This is a genomic window from Pseudoalteromonas sp. D15MCD-2, assembly GCF_038562745.1.
Classification (GTDB): Bacteria; Pseudomonadota; Gammaproteobacteria; order Enterobacterales; family Alteromonadaceae; genus Pseudoalteromonas.
Window position 1 is genome coordinate 222,684 of record NZ_JBCFQE010000002.1, and the last position, 14,363, is coordinate 237,046.

8 protein-coding genes are annotated in these 14,363 nt (G+C 42.9%); 3 read left to right on the plus strand and 5 right to left on the minus strand.

Annotated features, from left to right (window positions below):
* Positions 1-50: 50 nt before the first annotated feature.
* Entirely contained in the window at positions 51-3,203 is a 3,153-nt protein-coding gene (locus AADY36_RS17760; RefSeq protein WP_342409385.1) for a glycosyl hydrolase family 18 protein, read from the minus strand.
* Between the two features lie 464 nt (positions 3,204-3,667).
* Positions 3,668-3,859, minus strand: coding sequence for an alternative ribosome rescue factor ArfA (gene arfA, locus AADY36_RS17765; protein ID WP_054563243.1), 192 nt, complete (start codon positions 3,857-3,859; stop codon positions 3,668-3,670).
* A 233-nt stretch (positions 3,860-4,092) separates the two neighbouring features.
* Between arfA and AADY36_RS17770 the strand changes: the two genes are divergently transcribed.
* The gene (locus tag AADY36_RS17770) at positions 4,093-5,964 is read left to right on the plus strand and encodes a monovalent cation:proton antiporter-2 (CPA2) family protein (protein ID WP_055199082.1); all 1,872 of its coding nucleotides are present in this window, start codon (positions 4,093-4,095) and stop codon (positions 5,962-5,964) included.
* A gap of 1,335 nt (positions 5,965-7,299) precedes the next feature.
* On the opposite strand, the gene AADY36_RS17775 is transcribed toward AADY36_RS17770, so the two are convergent.
* From AADY36_RS17775 to AADY36_RS17785, 3 genes are all read right to left on the minus strand, one after another.
* Positions 7,300-9,843 (minus strand): TonB-dependent receptor plug domain-containing protein, encoded by a 2,544-nt coding sequence (locus tag AADY36_RS17775; RefSeq protein WP_342409386.1) that lies wholly within the window; start codon positions 9,841-9,843, stop codon positions 7,300-7,302.
* Positions 9,844-10,158: 315 nt separating this feature from the next.
* Positions 10,159-10,809, minus strand: a complete 651-nt coding sequence (locus AADY36_RS17780) for a UPF0149 family protein (RefSeq protein WP_054563239.1) — start codon at positions 10,807-10,809, stop codon at positions 10,159-10,161.
* Positions 10,810-10,891: 82 nt separating this feature from the next.
* The gene (locus AADY36_RS17785) at positions 10,892-11,851 is read right to left on the minus strand and encodes a sensor histidine kinase (RefSeq protein WP_055199086.1); all 960 of its coding nucleotides are present in this window, start codon (positions 11,849-11,851) and stop codon (positions 10,892-10,894) included.
* A gap of 95 nt (positions 11,852-11,946) precedes the next feature.
* Between AADY36_RS17785 and AADY36_RS17790 the strand changes: the two genes are divergently transcribed.
* On the plus strand, positions 11,947-13,254 hold the full coding sequence (locus AADY36_RS17790; RefSeq protein ID WP_055022433.1) for an HD domain-containing phosphohydrolase: 1,308 nt from the start codon (positions 11,947-11,949) through the stop codon (positions 13,252-13,254).
* A gap of 78 nt (positions 13,255-13,332) precedes the next feature.
* Positions 13,333-14,355, plus strand: coding sequence for a ferrochelatase (gene hemH, locus AADY36_RS17795; protein ID WP_054563236.1), 1,023 nt, complete (start codon positions 13,333-13,335; stop codon positions 14,353-14,355).
* The last annotated feature ends 8 nt before the right edge of the window (positions 14,356-14,363 follow it).

Sequence of the window (14,363 nt, forward strand, 5' to 3'; positions counted from 1 at the left end):
TTGTTCTCGCTGTAGAAATGCGGAGCAAAGTCCTTGCTCCGCTTAGTTGGTTAAAGCGTGCAACTCACCGTCCAGTCAGCAGATGTGCCTGGCTCTGTGCTCGTCCACCACTTTGCTTCGTAAATCACGTTGTTGTGATTCATTAGGTCGCCGCCAACAGCATGGCTTGGGTTACCAGCCCAGTCAGTTTGCGGCCAATTTGGATACACAGGGATGCTTGCTACATCAACACCATTACAGCTTCCCTCACCACCGGTGTCACCGCCAGTATCACCACTGCCAGCTGTGCCATCTGGTAGCATTGGGTATTCAAATTTAAAGGCGTAGGTTTTACCATTTTTCTCAATCGTGAAGTTAGATGGCCCCGTAATTGGCATGTAGTACATAACTTGCGCCTCAACGGTTTCACCTGTGTTAAATGACTTTTCGATACCGCCCCACTCATTCACTAAGGTGATTGAAAAACGATGGAACTCATTTTCAAAGCCACCGATATTATCGCCAGCCGCATTAGAGCCATTCGCTTCAACTGCCATGCCGAGCTTTTCTTGTGCATTCCAATTCGATTTGAAAATTGCCGAGGTAGAAACGGGCACATCAAAGCTGATTTTCGCGCCGCTTAAATCGATATCTGAGTTATTGGTGAATGCGAATGTAGGTGAAATTGGATAGTTATCATCACCAATTGGGAAGTCTTTCACTGTAAAGCTTACGTCAACAGCTTCGCTTGGCATGGTGAAATCGACATTACCTTGATGAGTGTTGTAAGCCACACCACTTTGGTTAAATTTATCGTAAGCAAGTGTGGTTAAGCTTGAGCCCATGAAATACTCACCTTTCGCTGAGTCATAATCATAGTCACCAGCAAGCTCCCAGAACATGATGCCACCAAGGCCATTGTTGATAACATAATCAACTTTGGTTGCCATTGATTGCTCATCTTCAATTGATAAGAATACCTTTTTCTCTGCATTCCAAAGCCATGGAGCAACAGCTACATCATCGTAGAAACGTGTGTAAGTTCCGGTTAATACATCATCTGCATCGGTTTCTGGCGTTAGGCCATAGATTTCAAGGTAAGAAGGGTTAATGCCATTTTCGAGATTTTTCGCATGCCATAGTGGGTTCGAACCTGCTGGCATTTCTTCACCAACATCGTTCTTATCGTGCCATAGGTTATCAATGCCAAGTGCACCATTACCGCATTGGTTTTTCTCACCAACGCCGGTCCCTTTCGCACATTTTGATTGATCTGGCAGCGCCGCTTGGCCCCATAAACCATTAGTACCACCCGACACATCTTTAAAGCCACGGGTGTAATATGGAATACCAATATTGATTCGACCTGCAGAGACCGCGCCGCGGAAGTAACGCACAGCCCAATCCGTATTTAAGTAGCCAATTCCTTCAAACTCAGCGGTGGTATAAACGCCCCACTGCGCTAATTCAGAATCAAGACCGGTATCAAACAAGGCTGCGTTGTGCCCTACATGTGAATTCCATGCACCATGTAAGTCATAAGACATAATGTTAACGTAATCGAGATACTTCACGCTTTGGAATGTTTCCATACCACGTAATAAGTAACCCGAAGATGGCGAAGCAATCGTTAGCAAGTAATGCTTACCAGCCTTTTCACCTGCAATATCAAGTTCTTCACGTAGTTTTTGCATCAATACACGATACGAGGCGTTAAGACCTGCGCGACGTGCATTAGAGATAGGAAAATCATCAGGGTGGCCTGAGTCATTCATTGACGATGGGTATTCGTAATCAATATCGACACCATCAAAACCGTAGGTTTCAATAAACTCAACCGCGCTTTTCGCAAAAGCATCAATTCCCGCTTGGTTCACAGAGCCATCGGCATTGGTTGTCATCGTGTAGAAACCACCGCTATTTACGCGAGTACCGTCTTCACCAAAATAACCACCGGTTTCAGCCCAGCCACCTACAGAGATTAAGGTTTTTACATCTGGGTGTTGTTTTTTGAATTTATTGAGTAAGTTAAAGTGACCTGTGTAACTAAAACTTGGATCCATTTCAGCGCCTGTAACGCCCGGCCAAGTCATGTTTGTCGCTGGGTTGCCAGCAGCATTTGGATCACCAATCGAGACCTTGTTATTGCCATCAACATGCGCGAAGGCATAGTTAATATGGGTGATCTTGTCCCAAGGAATATCGTTAACTAAGTAGCTTGGCTGACCGTTGGCACCATTTCGCCAACTCGTAAAATAACCAATAACTCGGCGTGGATGATCGGCGCCCATTTTCTCGCGACCATTTTCATCATACACGCTACAGTATGGGGTATTGACACCCGGTGTTTGGTATAAGCCTTGTGGTTTACAATCTGTACCGGGTTCTGTTGCTTCAACAACATTAACAACTTTGCTTTGTGTATCCGTCGCGCCTTCGTTATCGGTCACTGTTAAGGTAAATGAAAATTGCCCAAGTGCTGGAGCCTGCCAACTGTAACTTGAAGAAGCGGCACTTGCTTGATGAACTTCAGTGCTGTTTTCAGTTAACGATAATGCGGTTACTTGGCCATCGCTATCAGTGCCAGAAAGCGCAAACACCACACTGTCACCCACCATTACTTGTGATGGCAGTGAGCTAAATTCAATGCTTGCCACTGGCGCTTGGTTAACCGGCTCAACGTCATCAGACACACTCACTGAATGTGCAACCGCTGTAGAGGTTAGCCCTAAATCATCCGTTGCGACCGCACTAATCACATGGCTGCCTTGCGTTGCTTGCCAGCTCGCTGAGTAAGGTGTGCTTGTCACAGCACCCAGCGATGTTCCATCAACAAAAAACTCTACACTTGCCACGCTACCATCAGGATCAGTAGCGACAGCACTTATGACAACGCTGTCACTAGTGGTAAATAAAGAACCCTCTGCGGGTGTTAAGCTGCTAATTTGAGGCGCTTGATTCTCATTGACAACGCTGTCACAGACGCCCAATAAACGCCATTCTTGATCGACACCAGAAGTCTCCACAGGGTTGGTTTGCGTCCACCACTTAGCTTCATAAGCGCTACCTTGTGCCTGAACCTGATCACCACCAACATGTGTTTGCCCTTGTTGCCACACTTCTAAGTTGCTGCAATCAATCGCAGCCTGTGCTGTAAAGCCGTATAAACCTAGTGACAGCGCACTCAGTTTAAAGGCATTTTTTATTAATTTATGCGAGCTCATTCGCTCCCTCCGCCCAAAGTTTTAATAACATTTATTTTACAAATCCAACTTTAAAGTAACACACAACGCTATTACGTCAAGCTTGCATTTACCTATAAAGGGTAAAATAAACACACTTTTTGATGCTAGGCTCAGTTAAAACCACTAAAAAAGAATTAATTATTTTTATCAAAAAGCAAAAACGAGGATGATTCTACCGAGTGAAAATGAACATAAAATTAACAATAATTTAACCACGGAAAGCGCGGCACTCCTGACTTGTATAAAAAACAAGCAACACTTGTGTGAGGGTAGGTGAAAATAATGATTGTGTCGATTATGGGTATATAACGAATAAATTAGTTTTCAAGTAAAAATTTCTATAAAAATTGAGTGAAAATTATTCTTAACACGAATTTTAGTCATAAAAAAAGCAAACACTCAGTGTTTGCTTTTCACAAAAATCCTATTTGATCACAACTTAATTAAGCAGCGATTAAATAGGACTCTCGTCCTGCATGCTTTGCCTTACGTTGATATGCACCTTTACCTTTTTTAGGTTTCTCTACTTTTGCGGTGAACAGCTTAGATGTAACCATTGCGGCGTACACATTATCGTTAATTACACCACGACCAGTATCAACTTGGCCTTGTGTACGTTGTTTCTTTTTGCTCATTTTTTGCTCCTATTTAAAGTGTTGCGAGTATATACCTACCTAAGCGCTACGCAAGCGGTTTTTAAGAAAAAAACGACGATTTCCCCACTTATTTTGTCTTAAGCGCTTTTACTAAACACCATGCCTTGTTGTCATTTTTCTGACTAAATTCGTATTTTTATTGCATTCACTACCTAACTGCTGGCAAAACTAGCGAAAACAATCATAGTTAATTAAAAACAAACAGGATTACGATGACTGACTTTCTCTTAATCGCCTATATTTTCCTTATTGCAGGCATTATTGCCGTGCCTATTGCCAGCAAGTTTGGACTTGGCTCAGTGCTTGGCTACTTACTCGCAGGTATTGTTATTGGGCCAACACTGACATTTTTAAATGTTGATGTGATTGCCATCCAGCATTTTGCTGAGTTTGGTGTGGTAATGATGTTATTTATTGTTGGCTTAGAACTTGAACCCAAAGCGCTTTGGTCAATGCGAAAGCAGCTTATTGGCCTAGGTGGCGGACAGGTGGTTTTCTCAGCAGCCGCTTTTACTGGAATTGGTTTAGCATTTGGTCATGCATGGCAAACAGCACTTACAATAGGCTTAATATTATCGCTTTCATCGACCGCTATTGTACTGCAAACGCTTTCAGAGCGCGGGCTATTAAAATCAGATGGTGGCCAAGCCTCATTTAGCGTATTACTCACCCAAGATATAGCCGTTATTCCTATGCTTGCGTTTATTCCATTACTGGCTTTACCTGAATTAGCGCCCGCTATTGCAGATACAACCCATGCAAGCGAAGACGGTCATGCTCGCTTAAGCTTGGTGGCGGGCCTTGAAAGCTGGCAAGCAGCGCTGGTTACTTTAGGTATGATCGCGCTCGTCGTTTTTGGTGGTAACTACTTAACCGCACCGATTTTTAGATTTGTAGCACTGGCACGGCTTCGCGAGTTATTTACCGCAACAGCCCTATTCTTTGTTATTGGTATCGCTTTAATGATGTCGTTAGTTGGCTTATCCCCTGCGCTTGGCACCTTTTTAGCGGGTGTTGTACTTGCAAACTCACCTTATAAACATGAGCTCGAAAGTAATATCGATCCCTTTAAAGGACTATTACTTGGATTATTCTTTATCACCGTTGGCGCAAGTATCAATTTTCAATTACTCGCAGATAACCTAGCCAACATCGTGCTATTAACTAGCGCACTGATTGTAACTAAAACAGTTGTGCTATTAATTTTAGGCCGTATTTTTGGCCTAAAAGGCGCCGCACTTTGGTTGCTAGCACTGGGGCTTGCACAAGCTGGTGAGTTTGGTTTTGTACTACTTGCTTACAGTGTTTCTAATAATGTTTTAGCCACAGCCGTTGCCGACCAGCTATTACTGGTTGTGACCTTATCCATGCTGGTTTCGCCGGGATTATTTATTCTGTATCAACGTGTGATAGCACCACGCTTTATTTGTGAGCAAGCAGGGCAAGAAACAGAAGAGTTCCCTGATGATAGCCATGTGATCATTGCAGGCTCGGGCAGAATGGGTGGGCTGGTTGACCGTATTTTACAAGCTGGCGGTTATAAAACCACTGTGATTGATTACAACTACAAGCAACTCGAAGCCCTTGAGCGTGTTGGTATTCGTAACTTTTTTGGTGATGCCACTCGACCAGATCTACTCAGTGCTGCAGGCATTGAAGATGCAAAACTGCTGGTTGTTGCGCTTGATGATGCCGAACAAATCACTAAATTGGTTCGTTATGCGATGCAAAATTACCCGCATTTACATGTAGTTGCCCGCGCTGTAGACCGCCATCATGTATACGATTTATGGGCTTACGGATGTCGAGATATTATTCGCGAAACTTACGACAGCACCATGCGCATGGGCCGTTCAGCCTTTGAGGCACTTGGTATCGAGCGAGAAAAAGCCCAAGGGATGGTCGATATTTTCAGTGAGTTTGATAAAGAAATGCTACGAGAAGCTGCCGATGTCTACGAAATCGGCGTGCCATTCGAAGAAAACCATGCCTATATCGAACGTATCACCAAATTATTCGATGAAAAAGAACCCGAAATAAAACAACAAATGCGCGAGATATGCGAACGAGTTAAAAGGGACTAGGTTCGAGGGGTTAGGTGCTAGGGACTAGGAACTAGGAGCTAGGTTCGAGATGCGAGGTGCGAGGTGCGAGATGCGTGGTGAGAGATACGAGATACGAGAGTAAACGCGATATAAATCTGATGCGTTCGTAGGAATGGCTTCAGCCATGAACTCTCAAACACCACACAAATATAAGACTACTCGACGTAGGCGTGAAATTTATTTCGCGCGCCATGCAAGCATAACGCCTACGTAGCAGCAGCTTTATTCCGCGCCATTGGTGAGGGGTGCGAATTATGAGATGAGATGTTCGAGGTGCGGGATGCGAGATGCGTGAATAAACGCGATATAAAATCGCTGCTACAGACTCGTGTCTCGCATCTCGAAACTCCTTAACTTTCCCCTTACAATTTTACTCTCGTAGCTTACCGAAATATAAAGGTATTAAATAATGTAATAAGGAGTATTACAGTATGGAAACGCTTAATAAAAAGGAAAAGCTGCTATCTATTTTGTTCGGATTGGCAGCAACTATTAATTTAACTGTCGGTGTTTATTTGCTTATATTACAAGGCCTAGACTGGTTAGAGTTCATTAGTTGTCTAGCAATTTCACTTATAATTTTAGCGGGTAGCTTAAACCCAAAGCTATTCTTTAAACCGGTAAAAAACATATTTTCATCGCACTTCACTTTAGAGCCAATAATAAACTCGACTATCTACTACACAATTATAATTACAAGTTTGATTTTGTTATTTGGAAGCATTCTACTAAATAGATTTTGAAGTGCTTAAATGCAGATGAAAACTCAAAAAAGCGAAATAAAACGCGATATAAAATCGCTGCTACAGACTCGCATCTCTTGTCTCGCATCTCGCACCTCGCATCTCGCATCTCGCATCTCTTATCTCGCATCTCGCATCTCTTATCTCGCATCTCTTATCTCGCATCTCTTATCTCGCATCTCTTATCTCGCATCTCTTATCTCGCATCTCGCATCTCTTATCTCGTATCTCGTATCTCGCATCTCGCATCTCGTGTCTCGTATCTCGTATCTCGTATCTCGTGTCTCGCATCTCGTGTCTCGTGTCTCGTATCTCGTATCTCGTATCTCGTATCTCGTATCTCGCATCTCGTATCTCGTATCTCGTATCTCGTATCTCGTATCTCGCATCTCCCATCTCCCATCTCGTATCTCGTTTCTCGTTTCTCGCACCTCGAAACTCGCAAACTTTCCCCTTGCAACTCTCTAATTAAAGACAACTGTCATTGATAAAGCGACAAATGTCGGATACTACAATTAAGCAAAAAAATAGCGCCATTAGGCGCTATTTAAGTTTCATATCAACTTAGGAATTAAAAACTAAAACTTAATTTTGCATAGTAGGTCATACCATCAAAACCATAAGGTAGTGCACGAACAGGGTATTTGAATGCTTTATTCGTAATAAAATCAAGTGCTTCATCTTCGCCTAGCTCGTCTGGCGTTACATCAAAGATATTATCAATACCCGCCGATAGCATGAGTTCATCGGTTAGCTGATAGCCCACGTTAACATCCACTAATACCGCAGACTCTACCGTGCTTGTGTCTTTAAACTCACCGGTAGGTGATAGCTCATCAGGTAAACCAATGTGGTCATTACCAAAGTATTTAACGTCTGTTTCACCATAGTAGTTAAAGCGTAGCATGCTGTTGAAATCGCCACGATCGTATTCAAACGTTAGCGTAGCACGCTCACCTGGTTGACCGTCTGTTAAGAAACTACGTTGTAAATCATCAAGGGCGATTGATTCAGGAATACCCTCAGGTGCATTTACATCATCAATTTCAGTTTCGTTAATGTTACCCGCAAAGGTTGCTGAGAAATTACCGTCGTACAAATCGGTGCGGTACGAAGCAATAATATCAACCCCTTTAGTGGTTGAATCAACTGAGTTTGAGAAGTAGTTAGCTTGCTGTGCTCCTGTTGCATTAAGCGCGGCCACGGCCTCGGCACTAAACGAAACATCGTCCGCCGACATTAAGCTGCCAAGGGTAATTCTGTCTTTAATAGCAACATGGTAAAAATCAACGGTTAGCGATAAATCGCTGGTTACGTTGTAAACAAAACCTGCACTTAAGTTTTCTGAGCTTTCAAGGCCAAGGCTATCGACGCCAAGTGCTGACGGAAAATCAGAGCCCGCTGTTGCTGTGAATGATTGCAATAACACGCCACCAGCACCTAAGTTTGTGGTGTAAGCTGTATAGGCACTTTGTTGCAGTGATGGTGCTCTAAAGCCAGAAGAAATCGCACCACGCACGGCAAAGTCATCGGTAATTTCATAGCGCGTTGCGAGCTTACCAATGATGTCATCACCGGCATCAGAGAAGTCTTCATAACGAAGCGCTGTGCTTACTTGCCATGCGTCCGTGATCAGCGTTTCGGCATTTACATAAAATGCATAGCTGTGACGGCTCTCTTTGTTTGACGCTTCAGGGCGCAAACCGTTATAAGCTTGGAAACCACACTCAGCGAATACGCTGCTGTCGTTTACCGCAGGGTATGAGCTATCTGAATTAGCTAAACCACATGCATAAGAGGCTTCTTCGCCCGGCACGATTTCATAATTTTCTTTACGGTACTCAGCACCCACAGATACATATAAAGGCTCGCTGCGACCAATATCTACAATACCATTAAGGTCTGCATTAACGGTTGTTTGATCAAACCTAAAGCCACCAGAGTATCCGCCTGAAGGGCCTGCATTAGCAGCAATATCAGCATCACTTGCATCTGGGTTATTCGCCACATATTCAGCAGCATATGACGCATTTAGAGTATTTTTTGAAGTGAAATCATAGCTATTTTCACCATATACGGCAGATACGTCATAGCTCCAATCTGGATTTAACTCTCCGCGCAAACCAAGTGAAAACGAAATATCTTCGGCTTCGTTATCGATACGAGGTAAAAAGCCATCGCCATATACTTGCACAACGTTCTTCGCTGCTTGGTCAAAGTTACGGTAAAAACCATTACCTAGCGCAGTACGGTTTGAGTATCCGCCAAATGAGTAAAGCTCGGTCTCACCAAATGGTAATGCCATGTTATAAAACACAGAGGTAAATTCGCTATCAGCATTACCCTGTCCCCAACGAACTTCGTCAGACAGCGTACCGACTGGTACATCAACTGAGCCTCCAGTATCACGCTCAGCTCGGTTGGTGCCATCAGCATCACGGTATTCTAAAGAAAAGTTAATGAAGCCGCCTTCATCACCTAAATCAAAGCCATGGTTTAAACCCATTGAAATAGTGTCACCATCGCCTTCCCCCGTGCGACCCGCTTGCACATAGCCCGTTGTAACACCCGTTGAATCGTTTAACGATAAGTTGATAACACCGGCAATCGCATCAGAACCATATTGCGCCGCAGCACCATCACGAAGTACTTCAACACCTTTTAACGCAGTAAGCGGAATCGCATTCATATCGGTACCTGCAGCACCGGCACCTACAGTACCATTTAAACCAAAAATAGATTGGTTATGACGGCGTTTACCATTGATAAGCACTAACGTTTGGTCTGGCTGTAAACCACGAAGAGTTGCAGGTCTAAATAAGTCAGAGCCATCTGACACTTGCGTTCGAGAAAAGTTAAATGAAGGAGCCGTCGCTTGCAGACTTTGGCCCAGTTCAGTGAAACCACCTTTGTTTAAGTCGTCAGCATCAATCAAATCAACCGGCGATGTTGATTCGGTAGCTGTACGATTGGCAACTCGTGAGCCTAATACAGAGATTTGTTCGATGTTTTTATCTGCTTTTACAGCAGATGCTTGCTCTGCTGCCTGCACTGAAGTCGCAGAAACAGCCACACTAACCGCAACGGCCAGCATACTTAAAGAATGTGTTGTCATGTGTATCCTGTTGATATTCCGGCTTTCCTTAAAACAAAAAGACGCCCCTTTTGGAGAAATTAAGAAAAGCACTAAGCACGTGTTGTTGATTTTAGAAATCACGATTTTGAAAGCTAACTCAAGCCTGCGAATTAACTCTTGCAAAACATCCTATCAACAAATCCACAAAATGAAAGAAAAATCAGGTACGACTTAGGTATAAATATTTCCATTTGTAGTATTAATGGAATTTTTAAAGTTGGAATTATTCGTTTTTCAGTAGAAATAAGCAAAATAATGCAACTATCAGCTTATCTCTACTGAGGAGGGAAATGTTTACTGATCTTGCTCAAGCATCGCCAGTTTTTCATCTTCAAGCATTAACGCCATAGTGGCAATCTCAGATAAGCTCTCGTCTAGCGCATTAAAGAAGGTGACAAACCCTTCGCCTAGTTTTTCTGGTTCAGGATGATTTGCCAGCGCCTGATCCCACATTGCAAAAGTAGTAAGTAAATCGAGTGTTGCTTCAAAATTATCAATAAACAACTGGCCATCTTCGCTTTCGTTTTCTTGCTGCGAATCAGCCTTGAGTAAAAATTGTAAATCGCTGTGCCAAATATCTTGGTTCACAATGTACGCTGCAATATACCCGCTACAAAAGTCTTGTAGTGCTTGGCTTGGTTCATTGCTGTTAACTTCATTTGGGTATAATTCGGCTAAGATTTTCTTTTGTTCAACTTGTGCTTCGGTTACGTTGTCGAGCAGTTCAATCATTGCATCGCGCGGCTCTGAATCTGTCATTAAGGTGTTGAATACCGCTTCATCATTATCGGCAATATAATTTGCTAACTCTGACTCACCAAAAAACTCTGAGCAGGCTAACAAACCAGACATATAGCCAATCACTTGATCCAAGCTGACTTGATTAGTTTCGCTTTGACTAGCGAGGTAATTTTTAAATACATCCGAACTTTGTTGGTTAAGCATATTGAGCCTTTACATGTTGTTTTGGTAAGGGTGTATTCCTACCCTAGCGAATTCACAAATTTTTGCAACAACTGAAATACAGTCAGCTAGTTACAGTCTTCCTGACCTGACTTTGTACCGGGAACACGCAGCTAATTCGTGTGCCCATTCCTTCTGTACTTTGAATATCAATACACCCTTGATGTTCATGCACTATGGCATATACCATGGTCATCCCCATGCCGGTACCTTCTCCAACGGGTTTGGTGGAGTAAAAGGGATCGTATATTTTCGCAATGGTTTCTTCTGACATGCCGGCGCCATTGTCCTCAACATCGATATAAATATGCTGTTCAAGCTCATACACAGCGACAGATATTTCAGCTTTTTCACCTAGGCTGTTACACGCTTGCTTAGCATTTATCAGAATATTGACAATTACTTGGCTTATTGCGGGTAAGTTACACCAACTTTGCGATATAGGACTGTATTGGGTTTGTAAATTACAATCACGGAGTTGGTTTGCTAGTAGTTTAACGGCACTTTTTACCGCCTCGGTCATATCAGCAAATTGCTTGTCGTGACCTTTTGGCCGAGAAAAATCCAGTAAATTGGCAACAATTTTACTGATCCTTTGCAAGCCTTGTGAGGTGTCGCTTATTAGTTCAGGTAAGTCATCAGCCATAAAGCGAAACGAGTGCACTTTATTAAGCTCTGTTAACTGCTTACAAAACGTAGCTTTATCAGCATCGTTGCAGGCAAATTCATCACATACAGCAAGTAACTCGCTAAAGTAATTACAGTAATTTTTTAAACAATCGACATTACTAATGCTATAGGCAAGAGGGTTATTTATTTCATGGGCAACCCCAGCACAAAGAGTGCCCAAAGTGGCCATTTTTTCGGCTTGAATGAACATAGCTTGATGATGCTCTAAATCAGCAATTTTTTGCTCAAGCTCACTGTTTAATGCCACTAGAATACGGCTTTTGTCTGCGAGCAATTGTTCAGCTTCTTCTCTGGCCGCTTTTTCTAACAAATAGGCTTGCTTAAAGTCATCCATATTCGTCTCAAACTCTGTTTGTCTCTTTTAAAACCTAGCACAAGGCTTGATTTAAGGCTATGTTATTGATTAACGATGACTCATAGTAAAACGGTATGGCAGAACAAGTTAGCAAGCAACATATTCAGGTTTTATGCATTGATGACGACGAAATCGTCTTGAGGACTCTTTTGCGCCTGTTATCAGCGAATAACATCACTGCAAAAGCCTGCTCAGATCCACTTGAAGGGCTAAAGGTTTTGGCTACTTATAGCTTTGATGTGATCATTTGCGACATGCGTATGCCAAATATGGACGGCGCCGACTTCTTTGCACAAGCACTTAATATAGACCCAGAACCACACCGAATTTTGCTAACCGGTTACTCAGATATAGACAACACCATTGCCGCCGTTAATAGAGGTAAAATCCATGCCTATATCCAAAAGCCATGGCAAAACGAATTACTGTTACGCAATATTAGTGATGGCATAGAAAAAACCTCATTAAAGCGCCAAAACAAGCAGTTAGAGCAAAAAATAAAAGCGCAAAACAGCCAGTTAAAAGAGCTAAACAACAACCTTGAGCAAATGGTAGAAAAGCGTACGTTACAAATTCGAAAAGTGCTCAAACAGCTCGAAGAAGTCAATGAGCGTGAAAAACACGAGCATCGCAGTACTTTTGAAATTTTATATAACTTTATCAATGCCAATCCGTACCTTGATGGTATGCAAGCACAAAACATTGCTGCCACCAGTAAGCAAATTGCAGAGCAACTTGGTTTAGATAAACAACATATCGAAAGAGCTGAAATGGCAGGTTATCTTGCACAAATAGGCTTGCTCGCCATGGAGCCTGAGCTTTATAAAAAGCCAACAAGGGAACTAACCGAAAACCAAAAAAAAATCTTTTACACCCACCCTAGTACCGCTCAGCTGATGCTCATGCCAGCGACCCATCTACATGATGTCTCTGAGGCGATTTATTACCAGTTTGAGCATTACAATGGCTCGGGCACACCGAAGGGCTTAAAGGGCAAAGAAATACCAATTACGGCAATGATTTTAGCGGTAGCCCGCGATTTCTGGCAGGCAATTGCGCATATCACAGTGCAAGATAACAGCCGTTACGAAAGCGCACTTGATCAGCTACGGCTATACAGCGGCACTCACTATCACCCAAAAATTTTAGACGTATTAGATAGCATTAAAATAACCTGTGCGAGCGATCAAAAAGTCGGCACCATGAAAATTATCTCGGCTCAAGATCTTAAAAACGGGATGGTACTTGGACATGCATTAAGAAGCTACGACGGTATTTTGTTATTACCTAAAGGGCATGTGTTTGGCGCAAAATCAATTGCAAAACTGCAGCAGCTTGAAGCAAGAAAACCGAACCCTTTCAGGATCATGATCAAAAATTAGCGAATAAAGTGATCACATAATCAGCTTACTTCGTTACAATGTGATTTATATTACGATTACTTCATACAGGAGCACTCAGTGTCGCGATTTTCCGCCATTACCGATAAGCCGCATGACGGCCGATTCAACAAAAAAACGGGCATTTTACTGACTAACTTAGGTAGCCCAGACGCCCCTACTACCGCGGCACTTAGAACTTATTTACGCGAGTTTTTATCGGACCCTCGAATTGTCGAGATCCCACGTTTTATTTGGATGATCATCCTTTATTGCTTTGTACTTACGTTACGCCCAAAACGCTCAGCAGCACTTTATAGAAGCATCTGGACTGAAAACGGTTCACCGCTCACGCATATTACCCGAGAGCAAAGCAAAAAATTGGCAGCCCTTTTAAAAGACAAAGGACACCACGACACCGAAGTGGTTATGGCCATGCGCTATGGTAACCCTTCAATTGAAGCAGGCCTTGAAGAGCTGCGCGAAAAAGGCATCACTCGTGTGATTGTGCTGCCAATGTACCCGCAATATTCAAGCACTACTATTGGCTCAACGTTTGATGCTGTATCGAATGTTCTTCGTAAGTGGCGCTGGGTACCAGAGCTGCACTTTATTAATGGTTATCACGACAATCCGACTTACATTGATGCCCTAGCTGCTAGCATTAGCGAAGATCTAAATGCCCATGGCACGCCGCAAAAGTTGGTGTTTTCGTACCATGGTACACCGAAACTATTTTTAGAAAACGGCGACCCTTACTATTGTTTTTGTATGCAAACCACACGTTTAGTGGCAGAGAAACTTGGCTTTGAGAAAGACTTTGCTGTAACAACTTTCCAAAGCCGTTTTGGTAAAGCTGAATGGTTGAAGCCATACACAGACGCAACCCTTGAAAGCTACCCTGCTGAAGGTATTAAAGACGTTGCAATTTTAAGCCCTGCATTTAGTGCCGACTGTTTAGAAACGTTAGAAGAACTCGAAGGCGAAAACCGCGAAAACTTTGAACACGCAGGCGGTGAAAAGTACCGCTACATTCCTGCATTGAATACCCGCGATGACCATATCAATGCGATGTTTGAAGTGATAAAACCATTACTTAAATAACGAAAGGC